The organism is Nocardia sp. NPDC057455 (assembly GCF_042802775.1).
In the GTDB taxonomy this organism is placed as follows: Bacteria; Actinomycetota; Actinomycetes; order Mycobacteriales; family Mycobacteriaceae; genus Nocardia.
Genome location: NZ_JBHVDM010000069.1, coordinates 1 through 25,604, shown reverse-complemented (window position 1 = coordinate 25,604; position 25,604 = coordinate 1). Strand labels below are relative to the sequence as shown.

Below are 25,604 nucleotides of genomic sequence, written 5' to 3'. Positions count from 1 at the left end.
AAGTTTCCGGGCGGCGCGGCCCGAGCACCCCTGTACAACTACTCGAGCGGAATGGGTAGTTGCCATTCGGGAAAGACGTTCGTTCACGGGCCCGCGGGCGGTGTGATCTGCGTCCGGTGCGCCCGCGTCGCGGTGGGCGACGCGCCGGACCGTCGGTGCCGACCGCCATACTGGTCGAATGCTGGAGACCGCCGGGACCATGCGAAAGCTGCGTACGCGCGCGGTCGCGGTGACCCGGCACGCCGAGGACGTCATCGATCTCAACTATGTCGGCTTGGTCGTGGCCACGGTGTTCTTCGCGCTGTCGGTGACACCGTCGCTGCTGCCGCGCGACTGGCTGTTCCAGGGGTTGATCAGCGGGATCAACGCCGCCATCGGCTATGGCGCCGGCTGTTTGCTGGAGTGGCTGTTCCGGCTGTGGGTGCGGCCCAGGTTGAAGATCGCGCCGCCGCCCACCTGGGCGCGTTACGCGGTCAAGTCCGCGCTGCTGCTCACCGCCGCGTTGAGCGCCGCGCTGATGCTGATCCAGTCGGCGCGGTGGCAGCGCGAGATCACGGCGTTGATGGGCATGGAAGGCACCACCACGCCCGCCTACCTGCGTACCGGTCTGCTGAGTTTGGCGGTCGGCGTCGCGGCCGTCGCGATCTATCGGACGCTGCGGGAGATCATCCTGTTCCTGGCCCGCCTGCTCAACCGGTGGGTGAGAATTCCACGCGAATTGGCCCCCGCCGCCGGGTTCCTGGTGCTGGTGGTGCTGGCGGTGACGATCTTCAACGGTGTGGCCACTCAGGCATTCTTCGCGGTGGCCAACTCGGCTTTCAGCGTGCAGAACGACCACACCTCGGTGAACGCGGTGCAGCCGCAGCAGCCGGAGCGCTCCGGCAGTCCGACCTCGTTGGCGAAGTGGGAGACCCTCGGCTTCGAGGGGCGCTGGTTCGTCTCGCACGGCCCCACGGCGAGCCGCATCACCTCGGTCACCGGCCGTCCGGCCAAGGAACCCATCCGGGCCTACGTCGGCTTGGAGTCGGGCGAAGGCGACGAGGGCCCGGCCCAGCTGGCGGTGGCGGAGCTGGAGCGAGCCGGAGCGTTCGACCGGAAGGCGCTGGTGGTGGTCACCACCACCGGCACGGGATGGGTGAACTCGCTGGCCGTGGCGGCGCTCGAGTACATGTACGACGGCGACACCGCGATCGTCGCCACGCAGTACTCGTACCTGCCGAGCGTGCTGTCGTTCCTGGCCGACCGCACCAAGGCCGCGGCGGCGGGCAGGGACTTGTTCGACGCGGTGTACGAGCACTGGACCGCGCGCCAGCCACAGGTTCGCCCCAAGCTGCTGGTGTACGGGGAGAGCCTGGGCTCGCAGGGTTCCGAGGCGGCGTTCGACGGTCTGGCCGACCTGCGCGCCAAGGTCGACGGCGCTCTATGGGTCGGGCCGCCCAACTCCAACCGGCTGTGGAAGCAGTTCGTCGCCCGCCGCGATCCGGGTTCCCGGGAGGTCGAGCCGCTGTACGCGGACGGGCTGGTGGTCCGGTTCGCCACCGACAGTGCCGACCTGGCGCGGCCCTCGACGGAATGGCGATCGCCGCGCATCGCGTATCTGCAGCACGCGTCCGACCCGATCGTCTGGTGGTCGCCGGATCTGATCTTCTCGCGCCCGGATTGGCTGTCCGAGCCGCGCGGTTCGGACGTCTCCTCCCAGATGCGCTGGTGGCCGTTCGTCACCTTCTGGCAGGTGGCCGCCGACCTCACCAACGCGCAAGGCGTCACCGACGGGCACGGACACCGTTACGGCAGCCTGGTGCTGGACGGCTGGGCGGCCATCGCGGCACCGCCGGACTGGACCGCGGAGCGTTCCGAACGAATCCGTGCCGAAGTAGAGGCGGCGGAGGATTACGAGCGGACGACCAAGTGAGACCGCGGCAGGCCGCCGGAACCATTGCCGCCGTTGCCCTTCCACTGATCTGGAGCAACGCGGTCCTGCCCCGCCTCGGCCTCGGCATACGCGGGCGAACCGCGGCTAACGCCGGTTGGGCCACCGCGTACGCGCTCGCGGTGCCCGCCGAGCCGGGCCGTAGTTCATGGCGAGGTGTGCGCTGTGGGCTGCTCGCCGCTTCGGGCGTGATCGCCGGTTACGTTGTGGCCCTCGCCGTTCCGTCGCTGCGATGGCAACTGGCCGAGCTCGCCGACCGTGGGCCCGACGTGCCGGCGACGGAGTGGGTGGCCGTGCACATACCCATCGGGACCGTCTACAGCGAGGAACTCGTCTTCCGCGGCACCCTGGATCCTCTGCTCGACCACGTCTTCGGCCCGCGAATCGGTGCATTGCTCGGCGCGGCGACCTTCGGGCTCTGGCACATCGCTCCCGCCCGGGCCGTAGGTGACAACATTCCCGCGACCGTGGCCGTCACCACGGCGGGCGGCTTCGTGTTCGGTTGGCTGCGCCGCCGCACCGCGGGCACCGTGGCTCCTGCGCTGTTGCACCTGGCCATGAACGCGGGTGGGGCGATCGCTCCGCGCCTGGCCCGTCGCATCGAGGCTTCCTCGCGTGGGTGTCGGCCTGGGAACAACTAGGGTCGGGAAGGTGGCAGGACGAGGGGCGGTCGACCCGGCGCAAACGAGGGCGGCGGTGGCGGTGGTGAGCGAGTGGCTGCGTGACGAGTCGGTCGGCGCGCCCGCGCGCGCCGAACTCGCGGCGGCGGTGCGGACCACGGCACGCTCGCTGGCCGCGTCCGCGCCGGGACATTCGGTGGAGGTGCGGGTGCCGCCGTTCGTCGCGGTGCAGTGCGTCGAGGGTCCGCGGCACACCAGAGGCACTCCGCCGAACGTCGTCGAGGCCGACCCGCGCACCTGGCTGCTCTTGGCCACCGGCCTGCTCGAGTTCGACGACGCCGTCACTTCCGGCGCGGTCACCGCTTCCGGCACTCGCGCGGCCGAGATCGCCCATTGGCTCCCGATCGTCCGGGCCACCGCCTGACGCCCGCGCGCCTGTTCGGCGCTGCCGGGTCGGTCGAGTGTGCGCGGAAATCGTTGTTCGGAGACGTGTTCCGGTTCAGGTATGGACGATGTTGCGGCGCTCCAGCCCCTTACGGTCGTAGAAGCGGGTGACCGCCGCGCCCAACGCCAGCCCGATCGCCAGCCCGAGGACCGCCATCCACACCCCACGAGTGAGTCCCGCCTCGAAATTCGCGTCGAAATACAGGATCGACCGCACCCCGAGGAACACCTGGTGCATGGGCTCGAAGGAAGCGAGCCAGCCGAAGTACCGCGGCGTCGCCTCGATCGGCACGGTGCCGCCGGAGGACGGCAGACCGAGGATGACGAACAGGATCAGGTTCACCAGCAGGCCCGCCGAGCCGATCGCCGCCAGCATGGAGAGCCCGGTGACGCCCACGGCGGTCAGGGCCAGCACGCTGTAGAGGTACAGGGCGAGCGGGTTGCCGATCGGCATGTCCAGCAGCTCGCCGACGCCGAGGAACACCGCGGAGACGATGCTCGCCGCCAGCACGAACACGCCCCACTTGATCAGCAGCGTCCTGAACCGCGAGATCGGCGTGGGCGGGTAGTGCACATACCACGGGCCGTACTCGGTGGGCACGAAGCCGAGCTGCGCGTCGATCATGGTGTGGATCACCATCGCGCCGACCACGCCGGCCAGCAGCAGCAACAGGGCGTAGAAGAACGCCGTCAGCCCCTGCCCGCTCCCGTGCGGCAGCGGATGGTACTGCTGCGTGACCACCTCGATCGGTGATGCCAGCGCGACCTTGCTCGCGCCGGTCAGCTCGGGCGCGGGCGGACCGCCGGGTGGCGGGGCCAGCTGTGCGGCGACCTGATCGAGCAGCTGTTTGCCGACCTGCTTGTTCACCTCGGTCAGCGCCTCGTCGCCGACCCGGAGCACGATCTGGGTGCCGAACGCGCCGGCGCGCGGATTCGTCTGCAGTGTGATGATCGGCCGCTGGATATCGCCCGGTATCACGCTGCCCACACCCAGATTCCCGAGCTGCTTGCTGAAATCACCGGGGATGACGATCGCGCCGTAGACCTGTCCGGACTGCATCTGCCGCTCGGACTCGTTGATGCTGATCACCCGCAGGTCGACCTTGTCCGACGGCACCCCATCGGCCAGCGCCCGCGTGATCTGCTCGCCGAAGTTCACCTTCCGCGCGGTGTCCCCGTTGCCGATGGTGTCGCCCACATCCTGGTTGACCAGGGCGATCGGGAAATCGTGCAGGTTCTTCTCCGGATCGACGACATAGTCGAGGTACATGATGCCCAGCAGGGCGGTGAGCAGGCTCAGCACCGCGAGGGGAAAGAGCACCATCCGAGGCCATGGCCTGCGCGCCGGGGCCGCACCCGACTCCGTCGTGCTCGCGTCGTCCGTAGTCGTCACGGTGCGCACCGTAACAGTTGCCCGCGTCGCACCGGCCGCGCTTCGGTCACCCGGATTGCTACTCGGATGCGGCGGCGGTGCCGGTGCGCCACCGAGCACCCGTAGAATGAAATCTGCCCCCAGCCCGCCCGAACAGGGAGCAAACGGTGACCAACGCCGAACTGCCGGTCCAGAGCATTTCCGCCCCCTCCTGTCCCGCCCCGGACGTCGATGAGAACGAGCCGCGCGAGGAGTGCGGAGTCTTCGGAGTCTGGGCGCCGAGCGAAGAAGTGGCGAAGCTCACGTATTACGGGCTCTATGCGCTGCAACACCGCGGACAGGAGGCGGCGGGCATCGCGGTGTCGGACGGCTCGCAGATCCTGGTCTTCAAGGATCTGGGTCTGGTCAGCCAGGTGTTCGATGAGCAGACGCTGGCGGCCATGCCGGGTCACATCGCCGTCGGGCACTGCCGCTACTCCACCACCGGCGGGGTGACCTGGGAGAACGCGCAGCCCATCTTCCGCACCACCGCGGTCGGTTCCGGACTCGCCTTGGGGCACAACGGAAATCTGGTAAACACCGCCGAATTGGCCGGGCGCGCACGCGAACTCGGCTTGCTCGGCGCTTCCGTGCGGGGCGGCCGCCCGCAGCCCGCCGCGGCGACGTCGGACTCCGACGTGGTCACCGCGCTGCTCGCGCACGCCTCCGCCGATTCCAGCATCGAGCAGGCCGCGATGGAACTGCTGCCCACCTTGAAGGGCGCGTTCTGCCTGACCTTCATGGACGAGCACACCCTCTACGCCGCGCGCGACCCGCACGGCGTCCGCCCGCTGTGCCTGGGCAGGCTGGAGCGTGGCTGGGTCGTTGCCAGTGAGACGGCCGCGCTGGACATCGTCGGCGCCGCGTTCGTCCGCGAGATCGAACCCGGCGAATTGCTGGCGATCGATGCCGAAGGCGTGCGGTCGATGCGCTTCGCCAACCCCGAGCCCAAGGGCTGTGTCTTCGAATACGTGTACCTGGCTCGGCCGGACAGCGCCATCGCGGGACGGTCGGTGCATGCCACCCGAGTGGAGATCGGTCGGCGCCTGGCGAAGGAGCACCCGGTCGACGCCGATCTGGTGATCCCGGTCCCCGAATCCGGCACACCGGCCGCCGTCGGCTACGCGCAGGGGTCGGGAGTGCCCTACGGTCAGGGCCTGATGAAGAACGCCTACGTCGGGCGCACGTTCATCCAGCCCAGCCAGACCATCCGGCAGCTGGGCATCCGGCTCAAGCTCAATCCGCTGCGCGAGGTGATCCGCGGCAAGCGCCTGATCGTCGTGGACGACTCGATCGTGCGCGGCAACACCCAGCGCGCGCTGATCCGGATGTTGCGCGAGGCGGGCGCGCTGGAGATCCACGTGCGGATCGCTTCGCCGCCGGTGAAGTGGCCGTGCTTCTACGGCATCGATTTCGCCTCGCGGGCGGAGCTGATCGCCAACGGCGCGGGGACCGAAGGCTCTGTCGCGGACATGGTCGAGGGCGTGCGCCGGTCGATCGGCGCCGACACCCTCGGCTACATCTCGCTCGACGGCATGGTCGCCGCGACCGAGCAGCCGCGCTCCCGGCTGTGCTCCGCGTGCTTCGACGGCACCTACCCGATCCCGCTGCCCACCGAGGCGGCCGTCGGGAAGAACGTGCTCGAGGGCATGCTCACCGGCCAGTCCGAGGCCGAGCTGCTGAGCGACAACGCGAATGCGAGCGCGCTGAGCCGTCCGTGAGCGGCCGCTGATCGTCTCATCATCACCCACACCGGTGAGTCGCCCGCTCCGGGCGACCGCCGCAATCCGCTTCACCGCGGTGCGTGACGGTTCGTCGGAAGCGTTCGCGGGTATCGTCACGCCCTGTCTCGCAGCGTGGCGTACTCGAGTCATCCCGCCCCGCCGCAGGCCGCAATCCTGGACGTTCGACCGGTTTTACCGGCGGTCGTAGGCCGCGCCCATAGCGCATGCTGACGGCCTCGCGAATTTTCTTCGAAAACGTAACGTGCCGAAAATGCTTCGTAGGTACGGTGCCGATCAGACCGGATGTTCACCCGTGTCCGCACCGGGCCCGCGATCCACGCCGAGCGCGGTGCGGCGCTCGAGAAGTGGGGCCGTGATGAGGAATTCGTGGTTGGAGCGACGGATCGGAACGCGAACCATCGCGGCCGTCGGCTTGCTGGGGTTGGCGGCGTCGGTGCTGGCGGGCTGCGGTTCCGGGCGAACCGGCGAGGGCGATGACGGTGGCGGCCTGGTGGCGGGCACCACCGACAAGATCTTCTCGCTCGATCCGGTGGCCGCCTACGACAACGGGTCGCTGGTCGCCGAGACGCAGATCTATCAGTACCTGCTCAATTTCGCGCCCGGCGACGCGACGCCGCGGCCGGATGCCGCGCAGAAGTGCGAGTTCACCACGCCCACGGTGTACACCTGCACGCTGAAGGACGGCCTGAAATTCGCCAACGGCAACCCGTTGACCGCGACCAGCGTGAAGTTCTCCTTCGATCGGATGCTGCGGATCAACGACCCGAACGGGCCCGCGTCGCTGCTCGGCAACCTGGAGAAGACCGATGTGGTGGACGCGCGCACCGTCGCGTTCACGCTGAAGGTGGCCGACGACCAGACCTTCCCCGCGATCCTGCCCACCCAGGCCGGGCCGATCGTCGACGAGAAGGTGTACCCGCCGGACCGAGTGCTGCCGGACGAGGACGTGGTGAAGGGCAAGGGTTACTCCGGCCCGTACACCATCGCCGGTTACGACAAGAACAAGCTGGTCGAGTACCAGGCGTTCGCCGACTACAACGGCATCCTCGGCACGCCGAGAACCGAGACGGTGTCGACGAAGTATTACGCCACCACCGACAACATGAAACTCGACCTGCAGAACGGTTCGCTCGACGTCGGGTATCGGTCGTTCACACCCACCGACATCGAGTCGCTGCGCGGCGACAGCGAGGTCACCGTGCACGAGGGCCCCGGCGGCGAACTGCGCTACATCGTGTTCAATCTCAACACCATGCCGGGCGGTACGCCCGCGCAGAAGCTGGCCGTGCGCAAGGCCGTCGCGTCCACCGTCGACCGGTCCGCGCTGGCCGACGGCGTCTACAAGAAGACGTACCTGCCCGCGTATTCGTCGGTGCCGCAGGGCGTGCCGGGCGCGGCGGAGCCGTTCAAGGAGATCTACGGGGCCCAGCCGAACAAGGATCGAGCGGCGAGATTCCTGGCCGACGCCGGGGTGCCGACCCCGGTGGAGCTGAATCTCCAATACAACCCTGACCACTACGGCTCCAGCAGCTCCGAGGAGTACGCGGCGATCAAGTCCCAACTCGAGGCCACCGGGTTGTTCCGGATCAACCTGCAATCCACCGAATGGGTGACCTACCAGCGTGAACGTGCCCGCGACGCCTACCCGCTCTACCAGTTCGGCTGGTTCCCGGATTTCCCGGACCCGGACAACTATCTCTCTCCGTTCTTCGGCCCGAACAACTTCCTGCAGTCGCATTTCGAGGATCCGGGCATCTCCGCGCAGCTGATCGCCCAGACCACCCAGCCCGACAAGGACAAGCGGCTCGCGCAGATCCAGCAGGTGCAGCGTGACCTCGCGCAGAACTTCCTGCCGATCGTTCCGCTGCTGTCCGGCAAGCAGATCGCAGTCTCGGCAGCCGGCGTGCAGGGCGTGCAGCAGACGCTCGACGCGTCCTTCAAGTTCCGCTATACGGTGCTGAGCAAGTGAGTTCCGGCGGTACAGCCGGGCCCGGGGCGACGATATCGCCGGACAGCGCGCCGGCACCGGTCCGGGCCCGGACCTTCGGCTTGCGGCGAACAGGCGGGAGCGGCGACGATTCTCGCCACGCCGCGTTGCTGCGCTACCTGGGCGTCCGCCTGCTGCTGATCCCGGTGACGGCGTGGATCCTGGTCACGGTCGTGTTCTTCTTGATGCGCGTGGTCGGCGATCCGATCAGCGCGGCCATGGGCGGGCGCATGACTCAGCAGCAGATCGAGGCGCGCAAGGAGGCAGCCGGTCTCAACCGGCCGGTCCTGGCTCAATACTGGGACTACCTCTCCGGGCTGCTGCACGGGGACCTCGGGCGCTCCCAGGACAATCGCGAGATCAGCGAGGTGGTACTCACCTATGGCGCGGCCTCGCTGGAGCTGGTGTGCTGGGCGCTGGTCGTGGCGTTCGCGATCGGCGTCCCGCTGGGCAGATACGCCGCGACCCACCGGGATTCGGCTTCCGACACCGCGCTGCGATTGCTGGCCATCCTGTTCTACGCCGCGCCGGTGTTCTTCGTCGGCCTGCTGCTCAAGCTGGTGTTCGCGGTGCGGCTGGGCTGGCTGCCGGTGGCGGGACGGGCGAGTACCAACGTGGAACTGCGGCTACAGCACGTCTCGCCGAAGACCAACATCATGGTGCTCGACGCGATCCTGTACGGCGATTCCGGATACCTGCTCGACGTGCTGAAACACGCCGTGCTGCCGTCCATCGCGCTGGGCCTGCTCACCGCGGGCATCTTCCTGCGGCTGGTGCGGATCAACCTGATCCAGACCCTGCGCGCCGACTACGTGGACGCCGCACGGGCGCGCGGCCTGTCCCGCCGCGTGGTGACCGGACGGCATGCCTTCCGCAACGCGATGATCCCGATCGTGACGGTGATGGGCATGCAGATCGCCATGATGCTCGGCGCGTCGGTGCTCACCGAGACCACGTTCGAGTGGAAGGGCCTCGGCTACCAGTTCGCGCAATACCTGTCGGCGCGCGACTTCATCGCCGTGCAGGGCATCGTCGCGTTCATCGCGCTCATCGTGGTGGTGCTGAGTTTCGTGGTGGACGTGCTGGTGGCGCTGATCGATCCGAGGGTGAGGTTCTGATGACCGCTCCGGAACTGGCGAACGAACCTCCGGTGATGCCGTCCGCGCCGCGAAGGGGCGTACCAGGCCTGCGGTTGTTCTCGATGACCGCGGGATTGCAGCGCGCGACGCTGCTCCTCGGGCTCGCGTTGGTCGGCGTCTTCGTGGTCGTCGCCGTCTTCGCCCCGCTGATCGCTCCGTACGGGTTCGCTCAGAGCGCCGCCGACGGCGTCGAGTTCGCCCGCCAGCAGGCTCCGTCGGCCGAGCATTGGTTCGGCACCTCGGTGCGCGGCGAGGACGTGTTCTCCCGGGTGATCTACGGTGCGCGCACCGCACTGTGGGTGATCACGATCTCGCTGGTGCTCTCGCTGCTGATCGGGGTGCCGCTGGGGCTGCTGTCCGGCTACCTCGGCCGGTGGCCGGACCGGCTGCTGGTGCTGCTCATGGACGCGATGTACGCGTTTCCGACGCTGCTGCTGGCGATCGTGGTATCCATCGTGGTCGCGGGCGGCCGCTCGACCAGCCTCGGTGGTGTGTTGTCCGCGGCGGTGGCCATCACGGCGGTCTTCGTGCCGCAGTACTTCCGGGTGGTGCGCAATGCGACCGTGGCCGTGAAGCAGGAGCCGTACGTCGACGCGGCCCGGGTGACCGGTGCGTCGACCACGCGAATCCTGTTCCGGCACATTCTCGCCAACGTCACCCAATCGCTGCCGGTGATCGTCACGCTCAACGGGTCGGAGGCCATCCTCACCCTGGCCGGGCTGGGCTTCCTCGGTTTCGGCATCGAACCGACCCAGGCGGCGGAATGGGGCTTCGACCTGAACAAAGCGCTGTCGGACGTGTCCAACGGCATCTGGTGGACCGGTGTCTTCCCCGGTGTCGCGATCGTGCTCGTCGTGCTCGGCATGACCTTGGTCGGCGAGAGCCTCAACGAAGTGCTCAACCCGATCCTGCGTACCCGTCGCGCTGCGGCGGTGGCGAGCAAGCCCGGTGTAGCGCCGGACGGAGGAAAGGGTGTGACCGATGCCTGAGTCCTGCGCGGCGGACCGGGGCCGCCCCGCCCTGTCCATCGAATCGCTGTCGGTCACCTTCGCCACCGATACGGGTCCCGTGCACGCGGTCACCGACGTCTCCTACGAGGTCTATCCGGGGGAGGTGCTGGCCGTCGTCGGGGAATCCGGTTCGGGCAAGTCGGTCAGCTCGCGCACCGCGATGGGGTTGCTGCCCGCCACCGCCACCGTGCGTGGCCTGGTCACCCTGGGCACCGAGCAGGTCACCGCGATGAGCGAAAAGCAGCTCACCGCGGTGCGCGGCGGTGCGATCTCGATGGTGTTCCAGGAACCCGGCCTAGCGCTGGACCCGTTGTTCACCGTCGGTTTCCAAATCGGCGAGGCGCTGCGGGCGCACACCGACATGACCAAGAAGGCCGCGAAGGCACGCGCGGTGGAATTGCTGCGCCTGGTGGGATTGCCCGACCCGGAGCACCGGGTGGGTTACTACCCGCATCAGCTCTCCGGTGGACAGAAACAACGTGTGGTGATCGCCATCGCCATCGCCTGTGAACCGAAGGTGATCATCGCCGACGAGCCGACCACGGCGCTGGACGTCACGGTGCAGGCCGAGATCCTCGCCCTGCTGCGGGACCTGCGCGACCGGATCGGCAGCGCGATCGTGCTGATCACCCACAACATGGGCGTGGTCGCCGATATCGCCGACCGCGTGGTGGTGATGCGCGACGGCGCGGTGGTCGAGCAGGCGCCGGTGGACGAGCTGTTCGCCCGTCCCGCGGCGGAGTACACCCGCGCCCTGCTGGCCGCGGTACCGCACCTGGGCGCCGAGCAGATCGAGCACGGGCCGCCCGACCGCACCGGAACCGAAACCGATCCGGTGCTCGAGATTCGCGACTTGGTGGTCGAATTCCCCGGCGCGTTCGGCCGGCCGCGGTTCCGCGCCGTGGACGGGGTGAGCCTGCGCATCGCGCCCGGCGAGACGCTGGGCCTGGTCGGAGAATCCGGATCGGGCAAGTCGACCATCGGCCGCTGCGTGGCGGCGCTGCAACGGCCGACCTCCGGGACGGTCCGCGTGCGCGGGCAGGACATCGTGGGGCTGTCGCAGCGCAGGCTGCGGCCCATCCGGCGGCGTTTCGGATTCGTCTTCCAGGACCCGGCCAGTTCGCTGAACCCCCGGCTCACCGTCGGTGAGTGCGTGGCCGAGCCGTTGTTCGTGCACAAGGCCGGAAGCTCCGCGCAGATCCGAGCCAGGGTACGCGGACTGCTCGACGACGTGCGTTTGCCCGCGGGCGCCGAACACCGCTACCCGCACGAGTTGTCCGGCGGGCAGCGTCAGCGCGCGAGCCTGGCCCGAGCCTTGGTGCTCGACCCGGATCTGCTGGTCGCCGACGAGCCGACCAGCGCGCTGGACGTGTCGGTGCAGGCGGCGGTGCTGGAGCTGTTCGGTCAGTTACAGCGCGAGTGCGGCTGGGCATGCCTGTTCATCAGCCACGACCTGGCGGTGGTCGACCAGCTCGCCGACCGGATCGTGGTGTTGCGCGACGGGGCGGTGGTCGAGGAGGGTGAGCGGAATCGCATTCTGCGCGCGCCGCGGGAGGAGTACACCCGGCGCCTGGTCGGCGCGGTGCCGGTGCCCGACCCGGTGCGGCAACGCCGCCGCCGGGAGCAGGCCGGACGGCTCGATACAGAAGAGGCGGACTGATCGTCCGCTTTACGGTTGGTTCTGCCCTATTGTCAAGAGGGCGAGCCAACACCGGTGCGGGGTCGTTATCCGGCTCCGGTAGCGTGAGCAGGCATCTATCCGCCGATTCGGTTTGGAGCTTTCCCCGAAGATGACTGAACAGACCCCCAGTGGTGGTGCCTCATACGCCGCGGCAGGCGTGGACATCGAGGCAGGTGACCGCGCAGTCCAGTTGTTCGGGCCATTGGCGAAGAAGGCGACCCGGCCCGAGGTTCAAGGCGGCCTCGGCGGTTTCGCCGGGTTGTTCGCGTTGAAGGGCGGCTACCGGGAACCGCTGCTGGCGGCCTCCACCGACGGCGTCGGCACCAAGATCGCGGTGGCGCAGGCGATGGACAAGCACGACACCGTCGGTCTCGACCTGGTCGCGATGGTGGTGGACGATCTCGTGGTCTGTGGTGCGGAGCCACTGTTCCTGCAGGACTACATCGCCATCGGCAAGGTCGTCCCGGAGAAGGTCGCCGAACTGGTCTCCGGTATCGCGGAGGGCTGTGTGCGCGCCGGTTGCGCGCTACTCGGCGGTGAGACCGCCGAGCATCCCGGGCTGATGGACCCGGACGATTACGACTTGTCCGCCACCGGCATCGGCGTGGTCGAGGCCGACGCGGTGCTCGGTCCCGACCGGGTGCGTCCCGGCGACGTGGTGATCGCCATGGGGTCCTCCGGACTGCACTCCAACGGCTACAGCCTGGCCCGCAAGGTGTTGCTCGACATCGACCGCATGTCGCTCACCGGCCACGTCGAGGAATTCGGCCGCACCTTGGGTGAGGAACTGCTCGAGCCGACCCGGATCTACGCCAAGGACTGCCTCGCGCTGATCGCCGAGACCGACGTGCGCACTTTCGCCCACGTCACCGGCGGCGGCCTGACGGCGAACCTGGCCAGGGTGCTGCCCCCGGGCATGGTGGCCGAACTGGATCGCGGCACCTGGAACCCGGCGCCGGTTTTCAAGATGATCGCCCAGCGCGGCCGGGTGGAGCGGGCCGAGATGGAGAAGACGTTCAACATGGGCGTCGGCATGGTCGCCGTTGTCGCACCGGAGGACGTGGACCGAGCGCTGGCGGTGCTGACCGCGCGGCACATCGAGTGCTGGACGCTGGGCACCGTCAAGAAGGCCAAAGACGCCGACGCCTTGCGCGCCGTCTTGGTCGGGGAGCATCCGCGGTTCTGACGCGGCGAAGACACGTCAGAGTCCCGCATCCTCGTTCGATGCGGGACTCTGGTGTGTTGCAAGCCTTTTCGGCGCCTGTGACGTCAACCCGCGACAACGATCGAAGGGGGAGGCCCGCCGGCCTCCCCCTTCAGACGTAAATCCGAGTCAGCGGCGCCAGTCGTCGTAGTCGTCCTCGTCCCAGCGGGACAAAGAGTCGTCCGCGTCGTGCTCATCGGACAGCACACCACCACTCCGCTGGGAGGTGGGGCTTCCCGAAAGCTCGCGCTGAAGGCTCGCGAAGTCGGTCGGCGTCGAGCTGTACTTCAGCTCGCGCGCGACCTTGGTCTGCTTTGCCTTAGCCCGGCCACGGCCCATGGCTGACCCCCTCGCGTCACAGCGGGGCGGCCTGGGGTTTGGTGGCGGCCCCGTTCGAATTAATACTCTTCCTGACAGACACTTTAGCGTGTGTCAGGCGGTCCCGCTTCCAGGAGTGGGTGAAGAACTCCGGAACCGGTGCCGTTTGCCCGCTTGTCGCCCTGCGGTGGATACCTAGACGACCCCTGGTATCGCGCGAATCACACCGACCCGCGCGCCCCCGCCGAGCACCGCCGGGGCCGCCAGCTCGGCATGCGCATCGGTCCACGCGATCCCCATCCGATGCAGAATCGCCAGCGTCAACGGCATTCGCGCTCGATCGTGGCCGTCTTCGATCTTGTACGCGAAAGCCGATCCGTCCGGCAACGCGCCTGCGTGCACGCCGTCCGCGCCGATCTTGCACACCAACCCAGGGGTGGCCTGCATGGCGAGCAGATCGGCCCCGTTCGTGCCGGAAATCACTCGCGGATGCGCGCGCACCGCGTCGGCGACCCGGCGCTCCGGGGTGCCGGGCTCGGCCGTCGCCATGGCCGAGAACACCCGCGCGAGGTTGACCAGCGAGACCGGGATGATCGGCAGCCCGCAGCCGTCGATGCCCAGATCGGCTTCCGGCTCGCCGGTCAGGTCGGCCACCGTTGCGATCACCGCGCGCTGCAGCGGATGCGTCCGGTCCTGGTAGCCCTCGGTGGGCCAGCCGTTGACCGCGCAGGTCGCCAGCATCGCCGCGTGCTTGCCGGAGCAGTTCATGTAGATCGGATGGGGCGGTTGTCCGCCGGAAAGCACCGCGGCGCGGGCGCGCTCGTCGTACGGCAGATCGGGCGGGCAGGCCAGGGCGGAGTCGGGCAGACCGAAGCGGTCCAGCAGTCTGCGCACCAGCGCGATGTGGTCCGGTTCGCCGAAGTGGGAGGCGGTGGCGATGGCCAGTTCGGCGTCGTCGAGCGGTTGGAAACCGTTGCGCAGCAGAGTGATCGTCTGCATCGGCTTGTTCGTCGAGCGCGGGAAGATCGGCAGGTGCACTTCGCCGAGTTCGAGGGTGGGCTCGCCCGCCGCGTCGAGCGCCACCACCGAGCCGCGGTGCACGCATTCGCGGAAGCCGGAGCGGACGACTTCGACCAGTTCCACACTCACAGTTGCGCTCCCGTGCCGATGTCGTCGGTGCGGCCGGCCGCCGCATGCCGGTGCGCCGCGGCCCGCGTGGCGTTGGTATGCCTGCGCGCGTGCCGTTCGACCTGCATGCGCACATCGTCGGAGATGGTCGGCTCGTCGGCGAGCAGGATCGCCAGCAGGTCGAGATCGGCGCCGGTGAACAGGTCGCGGACGGTGATGCCGTGCTCGGGGACGTGCACCACCGAGATGCGGTCGCCCGCTCCGATCGTTCCCTCGGTGAGCACCCGCAGGTAGGCGCCGGTGTCGCTGCGCAGGGCGAACCGTTTGACCCACTGCCGCTCGCCGCTCCAGTGCTGGAACGTCGCGCACGGCACGCGCGCAGCGCTGACCTCCAGCAGAGTGTCGCCGACCGACCAGCGCGCGCCGATCACCGAGTCGCTGACCGGAAGTCCACCGACCCGCAGGTTCTCGCCGAACCACCCGGCGGGCAGCGCACGGCCGAGTTCCGTGCCCCAGCGGCGGGCGTCCTCGTCGGCGTAGGCGTAGACGGCCTGGTGCACGCCACCGTGGTGCTTGGTATCGCAGACGTGATCGCCGTCCAAGCCGAGTGCGCGTACCGCGACCCGGCCCGTCACCGGTCGCTTGTCGATAGCGGTACGACCCACCCTGGTCGGCACCTCGAGATCGGCGTGCACGACACAGGCGGCGAGCACCTCGCCGGTATCACCGACGCGCATGGGCAGCGCTCCTCTCGTCACGGATGGGGAGGCTCGGCGCTGAGCACGGGTGGGCGTGTCGGCTGGAAAAATCCCACGCCGGACGGTGTTTCGTCAACGGATCAACGCCCGCGCAACCGGTCGACCGCGACCCGGCCCGCCTGCGGCACGTCGTCGACGGGCACCGAATCGGGATCGATGGACGCGGCCACCGGTCCGGCGGCCAGCGCGGTATCGGCCGGAACGGCGCGCTTGACCAGTGCGAGGGCGATCGGGCCGAACTCGTAGTGGTCGATGACCGTGCCGAGCCTGCCGACCGCGCGGCCACCCGCGGTGATGTCGTCGCCGGTGACCGGGCGCTCGTCCGCCGAACCGTCCAGGTGCAACAGCAGCAGGTGCCGCGGCGGCTTGCCGAGGTTGTGCACCCTGGCCACGGTCTCCTGGCCGCGATAGCAGCCCTTGTCCAGGTGCACCGCTCCGTGTTCTGCGACGCCGCCGATCCAGCGGGCCTCGTGCGGGATGGTCCGCTCGTCGGTGTCCAGGCCGATCCGCGGGCGAACGGCCGCGACGCGCAGCGCCTCGAACGCCCACATCCCGGCGGGGGTGGCGCCTGCCGCGGTGAGCCGGGTCCAGAGGTCGGTCAGCCGGTCGCGCGGGACGACCAAGTCGAAGGAGTCCGCCGTCGGCCACGGCATCCGGCGCAGGAAGCCGCCGCCGGGCAGCGGCGCCGCCTCGTACACACCGGGCAGGGCCGGGACGCCGAGCGCTTCGGTCAGGTCGGCTACGCCCGGTCCGAGCAGGCTCAGCACCGCGTGGTCGGCGGCTTCGACCGGCGCGGCGTCGGCCCAGAACACCATCTTCTGCAGGAACCCGAGCAGGCCGGGACCGCGCTCGGCCTCGGTATCGATCCAGACGGTGCCGTCCAGCTCGGTGAGCACGAAGTGATGCTGCACCCGGCCGTTGAGATCCAGGTCGAGGTTCTCGGCGGACTGTCCGTCGCCGAGGGCGGCGACATGCTGACTGGTGATGGTGTGCAACCAGGTCAGCCGCTCCCCGCCGGTGATGCGCAGGACGAATCGGTGCGAGCGGTCGACGATCGCGGCGCGATCCACCGCGGCGCGCTGTTCGCCGAACGGATCGCCGTAATGCCAGGCGACGGCGGCGTCGGGCGAACCCGCCGCTCCCGCGACGGCTCCCGACACATCGAGCAGGGGGCTGGGCGCAACGACCACGGACACCTTCTCCACTCTAGGCGGGGCGGCCCGGCGATGCGCGAACCGGGCCACGACGCCGCGGTCCGGCATAGCCGATCGGCATTGTCCGAGCATTAAGGCGGGCGCTGCGGTGCGGCTGCACAAAAGGTCTGGCAAAAGCGGCCGTGACGTAGGCATTGGCCGCTCACACCGCCTACGCTCGTCGCATGGTGGATCGAGTTCTGGTAACTCTCGATGGTGCGGTCCGAGATTCGGATGCGCCGTTGTTGTTTGCTGACGATATCGGCGTATTACGTGGCGACGGTGTGTTCGAAACGGTGCTCGTGCGCGCGGGCGTCGCGTGTGCGATCGAATTTCATCTAGGCAGACTGCGCCGCTCCGCACAGGCGCTCGATCTGCCCGAGCCGGAACTGGGCAAGTGGCGCGAGGCGGTGGAGACCGCCGCCAAGGAGTGGGGCAGCGAACGCGAAGGGGTGATGCGGCTGGTGCTGACCCGCGGCCGCGACTCCGAGCTGGCCGGCGCGCCCGACAAGGTCAAGACCGGTGACCTCGCTGCCGCCGTGCCGGTGCCGACGGCTTTCGTGCTCGTGGCGCCGGTGCCCGAGCGCGTGGAGAAGGCCCGCACCGAAGGTATCGCGGTGGTGAGCCTCTCGCGCGGCATCTCGGTCGACCTCGCGCAGGCGGCGCCCTGGCAGCTGCTCGGCGCCAAGACGCTCTCCTACGCCACCAATATGGCCGCCCTGCGGTTCGCCGCGCGGATGGGCGCGGACGACGTGATCTTCACCAGCACGGAGAACCGGGTGCTGGAAGGGCCGCGGTCCACCGTGGTGATCGCCCGCGACAAGCAATTGATCACCCCGCCCGCGAAGAACGGCGTGCTGCCCGGCGTCACGCAGCGCGCGCTGTTCGCCGAAGCCGAGAAGGCGGGCTGGCGCTGCCGCTACGACTCGCTGTTCACCGCCGACCTGCTCACCTGCGACAGCGTCTGGATGCTGTCGAGCATCTCGCTTGCGGCGCGGGTCAATTCGCTCGACGGGCTGCGGATGTCCGCGCCGGACAACGCCGAAGAGATCATCGGGCTGGTCGATCGCGGCATCGAGCGGGCCGGGGCCATCGGCGACTGGTGATCGTGCCGCCTCTCCGGGTATTCGTGCCGGGCCGGTGAGGCGGCACGAATTCGCGTTCGAAGTTCTGCGCCCGATGCCGCTCGAGTTCCGGGCCGACCCGGCGAATCGCCTCGCGTAGACGGGATCGGTGGTCACGCCGGCCCGGCGCGGACGGCGGTGCCGACGCGGTGATCGGCGTCGCTCCGTGATCTCCGTCCTACTCGGGCGGGCACGGGGTGGCGATGAGCACGGGAAACAGGCGAAATGGGCGGAATCTGCCTGGTGGCGTGGCCTAGGACTCACTAGTTGCCGGTCGTCTCCGACGTAGTCTTACTACGACACGTCGTAGATAGAGGAGGCCGGCTTGAACGCCTTGGACATCTCCCGATGGCAGTTCGGCATCACCACGGTCTATCACTTCCTTCTGGTGCCGCTGACGATCGGTCTCGCGCCGCTGGTTGCGGCCATGCAGACGGCGTGGGTCGTCACCGGCAAGCAGCACTGGCTGCGGCTGACCAAGTTCTTCGGCAAGCTGTTCCTGATCAACTTCGCGCTCGGCGTCGCGACCGGCATCGTGCAGGAGTTCCAGTTCGGCATGAACTGGAGCGAGTACTCCCGGTTCGTCGGTGACGTGTTCGGCGCCCCGCTGGCCTTGGAAGGCCTGATCGCCTTCTTCATGGAGTCGACCTTCCTCGGGCTGTGGATCTTCGGCTGGACCCGATTGCCCAAACTGCTGCACTTGGGCGCGATCTGGATGGTCGCGATCGGCGTGAACGCCTCGGCGTACTTCATCGTCGCGGCCAACTCGTTCATGCAGCATCCGGTCGGCGCCCGCTACAACCCGGAAACCGGCCGCGCGGAGCTGCAGAGCATCGTGGAGGTGCTCACCAACAACACACTGCTGGCGGCCTTCCCGCACGTGGTCGCCGGATCCTTCCTGACGGCGGGCACTTTCGTCGCCGGCATCGCAGGGTGGTGGATGGTGCGCAACGCGCGCGGCGGCGACGAAGCCAAACTGGCCGAGGCGCGGGCGATGTGGCGGCCGGCGGCGCGGGCGGGCATCGTCGTGACGATCGTGTCGCTGGCGGCACTGGTCTACACCGGTGACGTGCAGGGCAAGCTGATGTTCGAGCAGCAGCCGATGAAGATGGCCTCGGCGGAATCGCTGTGCCATACCGCGCCCGACCCCGACTTCTCCGTGCTCACCGTCGGCACGCACAACAACTGCGACAGCGTCATCCACGTGCTCGAAGTGCCGTACGTGCTGCCCTGGCTGGCGGAGGGCGAGTTCACCGGCGTGACCTTGGACGGCGTGGTCGACCTGCAGAAGGCTTACAACGAGAAGTTCGGCGTCGGTGACTACCGCCCCAACCTGTTCGTCACCTACTGGTCGTTCCGCGCCATGATCGGGTTGTCGGCGGGCTCTGCGCTGCTCGCGCTGGCCGGGTTGTGGCTGACTCGCCGCGGCCGGGTGCCGGACCAGCGCTGGTTCTCCTGGTTGAGCCTGCTGGTCATCCCGACGCCGTTCCTGGCCAACAGCGCCGGCTGGGTGTTCACCGAGATGGGGCGCCAGCCCTGGGTGGTCGTACCCAATCCCACCGGTGACCCGAACCTGCGCCTCACCGTGCAGCAGGGCGTCTCGAACCACTCGCCCGGCGTCGTGCTGTTCTCGCTGATCACCTTCACGCTGCTGTACGGCGCGCTCGCGATCGTGTGGTTCTACCTGATGCGCCGGTACGTGGTCCACGGACCCGATCCGGCCGCACCCGCCGCGTCCGAGCCGCACGGCCCGGATGCGACCTCGGGCGGCCAACGGTCCGAAGAGTCCGCCGTCGAACACCTTTCGTTCGCCTACTAGGAGAGCCGGCGATGAGTCTGCAAGAGTTCTGGTTCGTCCTGATCGGCGCGCTGTTCACCGGATACTTCGTGCTGGAGGGCTTCGACTTCGGCGTCGGCATGCTCATGCCGATCCTCGGCAAGGGGTCCGACCGGCGCAGGCGCGCGGTGCTCAACACCATCGGGCCGGTGTGGGACGCCAACGAGGTCTGGCTGATCACCGCGGGCGCCGCGATGTTCGCCGCGTTCCCGGAGTGGTACGCCAGCCTGTTCTCCGGCTTCTACCTGGCGTTGCTGCTCGTGCTCGTCGCGCTGATTCTGCGGATCTGCGCGATCGAGTACCGCGGCAAGATCGACGACCCGCGCTGGCGGGCGCGCTGCGATATCGGCATCGGCATCGGTTCCTGGGTTCCGGCGCTGGCCTGGGGCTGGGTGTTCGCCAATGTGGTGCACGGGGTTCCGCTCGACGAGAAGAAGCAGTTCGGGGGATCGGTGGCCGACTTGTTCGGGCCCTACGCCCTGCTCGGCGGGTTGGCGACCGGATTGTTGTTCGCGCTGCACGGAGCGATGTTCCTGGTGCTCAAGACGGCAGGCGAGGTACGCGACGACGCGCGGCGCACCGCCCGGCTGCTGCTGGCACCGACGGTGGTCGTGGTCGGCGGATTCGGATTGTGGACCCAGCTGTCCTACGGGACCGGCTGGACCTGGATCCCGCTGGGGTCGGCCGTGCTCGGCCTGGTCGTCGCCGCGGTCGCCGACTTCGCTCAGCGTGACGGGTGGGCGTTCACCGGCACCACGGTGACCGTCGCGGCGGCGACCGCGCTGCTGTTCGGGTCGCTGTTCCCGAATGTGCTTCCCTCGACCCTCGACGCGGCCTTCGACCTGACGATCTACAACGCCTCCTCGACGCCGTACACGCTGAAGGTGATGAGTTGGGCCGCGGCGCTGGCTACGCCAGTTGTGCTGGTGTACCAGGGCTGGACGTACTGGGTGTTCCGCAAGCGGATCACCGTCGAGCAGATCCCACCCCCGGTCGGCCTGCCCATGCAGCGCGTACAGGATTGATGTCATGGCCCGCCCGCCGATCGATCCGCGCCTGTGGCGGTACGCCCGCTCGGCGCGCGGCTATCTCGCGCTGAGTGTGGCTCTGTCGCTGGTCGTCACCGGGGCGATCGTGGTGGCTGCGTTGCTGATCGGACGAGTGCTGGCGGGGGTGGTCACCGATCCGGGCTCGCGCACCCTGGGCGCGTGGACGGTCGAACTGGTCGTACTCTCGCTCGCGATCGCAGGGCGGGTGCTCGCCACCTGGGCGCAGTCCCGGCTGGCGCACCGAGCGGGCGCGAGCGTGGTCGCGGAGCTGGAGGGCGCGGTGCTCGCTGCGGGCGCACGGCTGTCGCCGCGCGAACTCGACACGCGCCGAACGGAGTTGGCCGTGGTCGTCGGCACGGGCTTGTCCGGGCTGCGCGGCTATCTCGTCGGTTACGTGCCCGCTCTGCTGCTGGCGGTGCTGGTGCCGCCGATCGTGCTCACGGTCATCGCGGTCCATGATCCGGCCTCCGGTGTGATCGCGGTGATCACCTTGCCGCTCATCCCGATCTTCATGATCCTCATCGGGCTGCTGACCCAGGGGCGGGCCGAAGCCACCCTCGCGGCCACCACGCGGCTGTCGGACCAATTGCTCGACCTGTTCACAGGCATGCCGACCTTGCGCGCGCTCGGCCGCGAGACCGGCGACGCGGAATCCGATCCCGGCGGACGGGAAGGCGACGCCGGAACTGGCCGTGACCCCGCACGCACCATGCAGCACCGCGTGCGTGATCTCGGTGACGCTTTGCGGCGACGCACGATGCGGGCGCTGCGCGTCGCTTTCCTGTCCTCGATGGTGCTGGAGATGCTCGCGACCCTGAGCGTGGCGCTGATCGCGGTCTCGATCGGGCTGCGGCTGGTCTACGGCGAAATGAGTCTGTACGCGGGCCTGGTGGTCCTGGTGCTCGCCCCCGAGGTGTACCTGCCACTGCGCATGGTGGGCGAACGGTTCCACGCCGCCCAGGACGGCATGGCGGCCGCGGACAAAGCGTTCGCCATCCTCGAGTCCACGCCTGCCGAGCGCGTCGGCGGCGGTGCCGGCACGGCCACGGCACTTGACGGCGAGCCGACCGCGTGGGTACGCGGTCGCGGTGTGCAGGGCACGGCGGCACCGCACCCTGACGACGACCCCACCGCGTGGGTGCCCGGTCGCGGTGTGGAGGGCACGGCGGCACCGGACCCCGGCGGCCGGCCGATCGCGTGGCTGCCTGGCCACGGTGTGGAAGGCGCAGCGGCAGCGGGCCCTGACGACGACCCGATCGCGCAGCTGCTCGGTCACAGCGCGGTGGCGACGGACTCCGAGGACGAGCCGGTCGAGTGGGTGGCCGGGTCCGGTGCGGATGGTGCGGTGGCGACGGACTCCGACGACGGGCCGATCCGGTGGGTGCCCGGCCACGGCGTAGAGCACGCGGTGGCAACGGACGAACCGGCGGGCGTCGATGCGGCAAACGATTGCCGTGCCGTGCCGGAGCCCGCCATGGCGACGGTTCGTCGCGGCAGCTCCGCAGGCCTGGGCGCGATCGAACTCCATGACCTCTCGGTGCAGGCGCGAGACGGGTACGCCCCCGCGGGCCTGTCGGCGACCTTGCGGCCCGGCTCCCTCACGGTGCTCGCCGGTCCCAACGGAAGCGGCAAATCGACCGCGTTGCAGGCGATCCTGGGCCTGATCACACCCGATCGAGGCGCCGTGACCGTCGACGGTGTGGACGTCCGGCAACTGGACCCGGACCGATGGTGGGCGCGCGTGGCCTGGCTGCCGCAGCGGCCGGTGCTGGTGCCGGGCACGTTGCGGGACAATCTCGAACTGCTCGGCGCGCGAACGGTGGACCGTGCCGCCCGCGGCCCGGCGCGCGTCGTCGACGATCTCGAAGCCGCCTGTCTGGCCACCGGTTTCGATGCCGTGCTGGAGGATCTGCCCCACGGCTGGAACACCGTGGTCGGCCCGGGCGGCATCGGCTTGTCGCTCGGCCAGCGCCAACGTCTCGCGCTGACCAGGGTGCTGGCCACTGATCGGCCGATCCTGCTGCTCGACGAGCCGACCGCGCATCTCGACGCCGCCGCTGAAGCCACCGTGCTGGCCGCCCTCCGGGTCCGGGCTCGCGCGGGCGCGACCGTCGTCGTCATCGGCCATCGCCCGAGTGTGCTGGCCGCCGCTGACCACGTCGTCCAGGTGTGCGCCGACCGGGCGGAGGTCCTGCGTTGAGCGGCTCCACGATGTTCGATGATCTACGCCGGATGTGGACGCTGCTCGAACTGTCCCGCGGGCGGGTCGCGGTGGCGATCGGATGGGGCGTGCTGGCGCTGGGCAGCGGACTGGGGCTCGCCGCGCTGGCGGCCTGGCTGATCGCGCGAGCCTGGCAGATGCCGCCGGTGCTCGACCTGAGTATCGCCGTCGTCGCGGTGCGCGCGCTCGGCATCTCGCGCGGTCTGTGCCGGTACCTGGAACGTCTCGCCACGCACGACGTCGCCCTGCGTGCCATGATGACCGCGCGCACCACGGTCTACCGCACGCTGGCGCGCTCGGATTTCTGGCTGCGCCGACCCCAGGTCTCGCCGAGCGCGGACGACCGGTCGGATGCGCCGGCCGGGGAAATGAAGCCGCCGCGCCGCGGTGATCTCCTGGTCCGCGTAAGCAGCGACATCGACGACCTCGGTGCCGTGGTGGTCCGCGTGTTCGTGCCGGTAGCGGTCGCCCTCGTCCTCTCGGTCGCCGCCGTCGCGCTCCTGGCCACGATCTCGCCGCCCGCGGCCGCGATTTTGGCGGGTGCGCTTGCGCTGTCGGGCGTCGTCGCGCCCTGGTTGTCGGCGGCTGCCGCGTCCGAGGCGGAACGCGCCGTGCGCGCCGACCGCGCGGAGTTCACCGCGCGGGCTCTGACGGTCCTCGACCACGCCGCCGAATTGCGTGTCGCGGGTCGCCTCGACGCCGCCCTCGGCGCGGCCGCAGCTGCGTCACGCCGGGCAGTCACCGCGGAAGACCGGGCCGCCTGGCGCAGCGCCTGGTCGGCCGCCGCGACACCACTCTCGATCGGCGTCGCAGTGCTGGGCGCCCTGTTGATCGGCATCACCGTCTACGGCCCGGATGGCGGCACGACGGGCGCGATGACACCGATGGCGCTGGTCGTCCTGGTCCTCTTGCCCCTCTCGGCGTTCGAAGCGGTCGGTCCGCTGCCCGCGGCGGCGCAGGCCTTGACGACCGCCCGTGCCGCTCTGCATCGCCTGGACGACTTCGAACCCGGTTCGCCCACCGGCACCGCGACGAACTCCTCTGCCTCCCAGGTCGGTTACGAGTCGCAGCAGGAAGGACGGCGGACGAACCTCGCCGACTCGGCGCGGGCGCTCGGCGCGCGCGTGCCGGAACTGCCTCGGGGACGGCGGATCGTGGTGGCCGGTCCCAGCGGCGCTGGGAAGACGACTCTGCTGATGAAGTGGGCAGGAATGTTCGACACACCTCGCCCCGGCGTCACCTTCTTCGCCGAGGACGCGCACTTGTTCGGCACCTCCGTGCTGGAGAATCTGCGGGTCGCGCGTGGTGATCTGACCGCCGAAGAAGCCGAGAAGGCGTTGCGGACAGTCGGTCTCGCAGACTGGCTGGACGGGCTGCCGGAGGGAGTGCACACCGACCTGGCCGGGGGAGCGGCCGCTGTGTCGGGCGGCCAGCGTCGCCGGATCCTGCTCGCGCGGGCACTGGTGTCACCGGCGCGGGTGCTGCTGCTCGACGAACCGACGGAGCACTTGGAGGCCGCGCCCGGGGCACAGCTGCTGCGCGACCTGCTGGACGTCGACAGCGGCCTCGTCGAAACCGATCGCATCGTGGTCGTCGTCACACATCAACTGCCAGAGGACCATCAGGCCGACGCGGTGCTCCGGATCACCGCATCGGGCCTGGTCGCAACGGAATTCGCGGCACGAGCCACACCGTGCGGCGGCACCGATTCCGCCCACCGAGAAATTCCGTTGCCGAGTTGCTGACACCTCGCTAGATTCGTTCGTACACGAGAGAGGAGGTGGTTCGACGAATGGAAATTCATAGGACACGTGAGGTGGCTGTCCGCTAGCGCCACCGCTGCAGGTGGATTTCGCCCGCGCGAGCGCAAGCGAATTCCAGGCAGTCACCCGGCCCCCGAGCCCCGGTCTGTCCGACCGGACCCGTGCGATGAGAGTCGCACCGGTATGGCTCGGGGGCTGTTCCGCGCTGGGGGGTGTTCAGCCGATGTAGCGCTGGAGGCGGGCCGAGAGGCGAGGTTCGAGGGGGCCGTCGGCTACGACGCGTTCCTCGACGTAGGCCAGATCGCCGCCTTCGACGATGCCGTAGAGGCGCTTGGCGCCGCCCACGACGACACCGGATTGGCTGCGGATCACCACGTCGGTGGCCAGTTCCCAGGACGACTGGGTCAGTGCTTGGCCGTAGAACAGCTCCACGATGCCGCTGCTGTGCGACAGCAGCAACTCGATGACCTCGTCGTTGCCGTCGATGCCGACCCGCCAGAAGCCGCTCTCCCGCAGGTCGGGGCCGCCGTAGTTACCGTCGGCCTCGATGACCCAGGAGCGGGAGTCCCAGGCAAGGTAGTCACCACCGTCGTGTGAGACGACGATCTGCTGGCCGAACCGGTAGTCCCCCCGTTCGGGATCGTTGCCCTCACCCTCGCCGCGCCACACGCCCACCAGCGGGAGCAGCGCGAGCATCGAGGCGCTCAGATCCGGGCCGAGGCGCAGATTGGCGGTGTCCTCGGGCAGCGGAAGATCCGGTAGGACGGGGATGTTTCGGGCGCCGGTCGATTTCGCCCGTTCGGCAGCGTCGGCTACGGCCTGGTCGCCACTGCGGCGACCGGCGGAATCAGCCGGGGTGTCTCCGTTCAGTTGTTCACTCGCTCGCTCGGCCGGGTTGGAACCTTCGCTCGCGAGTTCGCTCATGATTCGGTGAACAGCCGGTAGAAGACGTAGAGGCCGAACCAGCCGATCAGAACGGCTACGGCCACCAGCAGAATCTCGAAGAAGAGGACCACGTTCGGAGTCTAACGACTCCCTAGTC

At 69.2% G+C, this 25,604-nt stretch carries 20 protein-coding genes; 14 read left to right on the top strand and 6 right to left on the bottom strand.

Going from position 1 to position 25,604, the window contains the following annotated elements; genetic code table 11:
• Positions 1–178: 178 nt before the first annotated feature.
• From ACFU5M_RS24410 to ACFU5M_RS24400, 3 genes are read left to right on the top strand one after another with little or no spacing between them, the layout of a single operon-like run.
• The gene (locus ACFU5M_RS24410; RefSeq protein ID WP_379052902.1) at positions 179–1,912 is read left to right on the top strand and encodes an alpha/beta hydrolase; all 1,734 of its coding nucleotides are present in this window, start codon (positions 179–181) and stop codon (positions 1,910–1,912) included.
• On the top strand, positions 1,909–2,571 hold the full coding sequence (locus ACFU5M_RS24405) for a CPBP family intramembrane glutamic endopeptidase (protein WP_379052901.1): 663 nt from the start codon (positions 1,909–1,911) through the stop codon (positions 2,569–2,571). The genes ACFU5M_RS24410 and ACFU5M_RS24405 overlap by 4 nt, the downstream gene beginning before the upstream one ends.
• Before the next feature lie 10 nt (positions 2,572–2,581).
• Entirely contained in the window at positions 2,582–2,974 is a 393-nt protein-coding gene (locus ACFU5M_RS24400; RefSeq protein ID WP_379052900.1) for a sterol carrier family protein, read from the top strand.
• 75 nt (positions 2,975–3,049) lie between these two features.
• Here ACFU5M_RS24400 and ACFU5M_RS24395 read toward each other — a convergent pair whose 3' ends face one another.
• Positions 3,050–4,318, bottom strand: a complete 1,269-nt coding sequence (locus tag ACFU5M_RS24395) for a YhgE/Pip domain-containing protein (RefSeq protein WP_379052923.1) — start codon at positions 4,316–4,318, stop codon at positions 3,050–3,052.
• Positions 4,319–4,533: 215 nt separating this feature from the next.
• On the opposite strand from ACFU5M_RS24395, the gene purF reads away from it, so the two are divergent.
• The 6 genes from purF to purM all read left to right on the top strand — a co-directional run bounded on the left by purF (position 4,534) and on the right by purM (position 13,153).
• Positions 4,534–6,126 (top strand): amidophosphoribosyltransferase, encoded by a 1,593-nt coding sequence (gene purF / locus ACFU5M_RS24390; RefSeq protein WP_379052899.1) that lies wholly within the window; start codon positions 4,534–4,536, stop codon positions 6,124–6,126.
• 379 nt (positions 6,127–6,505) lie between these two features.
• Positions 6,506–8,119: an ABC transporter substrate-binding protein gene (locus tag ACFU5M_RS24385; RefSeq protein WP_379052898.1), complete on the top strand. Its 1,614-nt coding sequence runs from the start codon at positions 6,506–6,508 to the stop codon at positions 8,117–8,119.
• Between the two features lie 80 nt (positions 8,120–8,199).
• Positions 8,200–9,255 (top strand): ABC transporter permease, encoded by a 1,056-nt coding sequence (locus ACFU5M_RS24380; protein ID WP_379052897.1) that lies wholly within the window; start codon positions 8,200–8,202, stop codon positions 9,253–9,255.
• Between the two features lie 35 nt (positions 9,256–9,290).
• Positions 9,291–10,265 carry an ABC transporter permease gene (locus ACFU5M_RS24375; RefSeq protein ID WP_379052921.1) on the top strand — a complete coding sequence of 325 codons (975 nt, stop codon included), beginning with the start codon at positions 9,291–9,293 and terminating at the stop codon, positions 10,263–10,265.
• Complete coding sequence (locus ACFU5M_RS24370) at positions 10,258–11,946, top strand: ABC transporter ATP-binding protein (RefSeq protein WP_379052896.1); 1,689 nt, start codon at positions 10,258–10,260, stop codon at positions 11,944–11,946. The genes ACFU5M_RS24375 and ACFU5M_RS24370 overlap by 8 nt, the downstream gene beginning before the upstream one ends.
• Before the next feature lie 130 nt (positions 11,947–12,076).
• A complete protein-coding gene (purM, locus tag ACFU5M_RS24365) occupies positions 12,077–13,153 on the top strand; it encodes a phosphoribosylformylglycinamidine cyclo-ligase (RefSeq protein ID WP_379052894.1) in 1,077 nt (358 codons plus the stop codon).
• A gap of 147 nt (positions 13,154–13,300) precedes the next feature.
• On the opposite strand, the gene ACFU5M_RS24360 is transcribed toward purM, so the two are convergent.
• From ACFU5M_RS24360 to ACFU5M_RS24345, 4 genes are all read right to left on the bottom strand, one after another.
• Entirely contained in the window at positions 13,301–13,510 is a 210-nt protein-coding gene (locus ACFU5M_RS24360) for a DUF3073 domain-containing protein (protein ID WP_040864734.1), read from the bottom strand.
• Between the two features lie 174 nt (positions 13,511–13,684).
• Positions 13,685–14,638 carry an asparaginase gene (locus ACFU5M_RS24355; RefSeq protein WP_379052892.1) on the bottom strand — a complete coding sequence of 318 codons (954 nt, stop codon included), beginning with the start codon at positions 14,636–14,638 and terminating at the stop codon, positions 13,685–13,687.
• On the bottom strand, positions 14,635–15,354 hold the full coding sequence (locus ACFU5M_RS24350; protein ID WP_379052891.1) for an MOSC domain-containing protein: 720 nt from the start codon (positions 15,352–15,354) through the stop codon (positions 14,635–14,637). The genes ACFU5M_RS24355 and ACFU5M_RS24350 overlap by 4 nt, the downstream gene beginning before the upstream one ends.
• 101 nt (positions 15,355–15,455) lie before the next feature.
• Positions 15,456–16,571 carry a YgfZ/GcvT domain-containing protein gene (locus ACFU5M_RS24345; RefSeq protein ID WP_379052889.1) on the bottom strand — a complete coding sequence of 372 codons (1,116 nt, stop codon included), beginning with the start codon at positions 16,569–16,571 and terminating at the stop codon, positions 15,456–15,458.
• A gap of 182 nt (positions 16,572–16,753) precedes the next feature.
• On the opposite strand from ACFU5M_RS24345, the gene ACFU5M_RS24340 reads away from it, so the two are divergent.
• From ACFU5M_RS24340 to cydC, 5 genes are all read left to right on the top strand, one after another.
• On the top strand, positions 16,754–17,674 hold the full coding sequence (locus tag ACFU5M_RS24340) for an aminodeoxychorismate lyase (protein WP_379052887.1): 921 nt from the start codon (positions 16,754–16,756) through the stop codon (positions 17,672–17,674).
• A gap of 343 nt (positions 17,675–18,017) precedes the next feature.
• Positions 18,018–19,511 (top strand): cytochrome ubiquinol oxidase subunit I, encoded by a 1,494-nt coding sequence (locus ACFU5M_RS24335; protein WP_379052885.1) that lies wholly within the window; start codon positions 18,018–18,020, stop codon positions 19,509–19,511.
• Between the two features lie 11 nt (positions 19,512–19,522).
• Positions 19,523–20,554 (top strand): cytochrome d ubiquinol oxidase subunit II, encoded by a 1,032-nt coding sequence (gene cydB, locus ACFU5M_RS24330; protein WP_379052883.1) that lies wholly within the window; start codon positions 19,523–19,525, stop codon positions 20,552–20,554.
• 4 nt (positions 20,555–20,558) lie between these two features.
• On the top strand, positions 20,559–22,778 hold the full coding sequence (locus tag ACFU5M_RS24325; RefSeq protein WP_379052882.1) for an ABC transporter ATP-binding protein/permease: 2,220 nt from the start codon (positions 20,559–20,561) through the stop codon (positions 22,776–22,778).
• Positions 22,779–22,789: 11 nt separating this feature from the next.
• Positions 22,790–24,544 carry a thiol reductant ABC exporter subunit CydC gene (cydC, locus tag ACFU5M_RS24320; RefSeq protein ID WP_379052920.1) on the top strand — a complete coding sequence of 585 codons (1,755 nt, stop codon included), beginning with the start codon at positions 22,790–22,792 and terminating at the stop codon, positions 24,542–24,544.
• A gap of 234 nt (positions 24,545–24,778) precedes the next feature.
• On the opposite strand, the gene ACFU5M_RS24315 is transcribed toward cydC, so the two are convergent.
• On the bottom strand, positions 24,779–25,486 hold the full coding sequence (locus ACFU5M_RS24315; protein ID WP_379052881.1) for an FABP family protein: 708 nt from the start codon (positions 25,484–25,486) through the stop codon (positions 24,779–24,781).
• Positions 25,487–25,604 lie beyond the last annotated feature (118 nt).

Bases quoted from the DNA above. Each gene is read 5' to 3' on its own strand.
- ACFU5M_RS24410 (WP_379052902.1), top strand. From the start codon at position 179: ATGCTGGAGACCGCCGGGACCATGCGAAAGCTGCGTACGCGCGCGGTC.
- ACFU5M_RS24395 (WP_379052923.1), bottom strand. From the start codon at position 4,318: ATGGTGCTCTTTCCCCTCGCGGTGCTGAGCCTGCTCACCGCCCTGCTG.
- ACFU5M_RS24385 (WP_379052898.1), top strand. From the start codon at position 6,506: ATGAGGAATTCGTGGTTGGAGCGACGGATCGGAACGCGAACCATCGCG.
- ACFU5M_RS24375 (WP_379052921.1), top strand. From the start codon at position 9,291: ATGCCGTCCGCGCCGCGAAGGGGCGTACCAGGCCTGCGGTTGTTCTCG.
- ACFU5M_RS24370 (WP_379052896.1), top strand. From the start codon at position 10,258: ATGCCTGAGTCCTGCGCGGCGGACCGGGGCCGCCCCGCCCTGTCCATC.
- purM (WP_379052894.1), top strand. From the start codon at position 12,077: ATGACTGAACAGACCCCCAGTGGTGGTGCCTCATACGCCGCGGCAGGC.
- ACFU5M_RS24360 (WP_040864734.1), bottom strand. From the start codon at position 13,510: ATGGGCCGTGGCCGGGCTAAGGCAAAGCAGACCAAGGTCGCGCGCGAG.
- ACFU5M_RS24350 (WP_379052891.1), bottom strand. From the start codon at position 15,354: ATGCGCGTCGGTGATACCGGCGAGGTGCTCGCCGCCTGTGTCGTGCAC.
- ACFU5M_RS24340 (WP_379052887.1), top strand. From the start codon at position 16,754: ATGGTGGATCGAGTTCTGGTAACTCTCGATGGTGCGGTCCGAGATTCG.
- cydB (WP_379052883.1), top strand. From the start codon at position 19,523: ATGAGTCTGCAAGAGTTCTGGTTCGTCCTGATCGGCGCGCTGTTCACC.
- ACFU5M_RS24325 (WP_379052882.1), top strand. From the start codon at position 20,559: ATGGCCCGCCCGCCGATCGATCCGCGCCTGTGGCGGTACGCCCGCTCG.
- cydC (WP_379052920.1), top strand. From the start codon at position 22,790: ATGTTCGATGATCTACGCCGGATGTGGACGCTGCTCGAACTGTCCCGC.
- ACFU5M_RS24315 (WP_379052881.1), bottom strand. From the start codon at position 25,486: ATGAGCGAACTCGCGAGCGAAGGTTCCAACCCGGCCGAGCGAGCGAGT.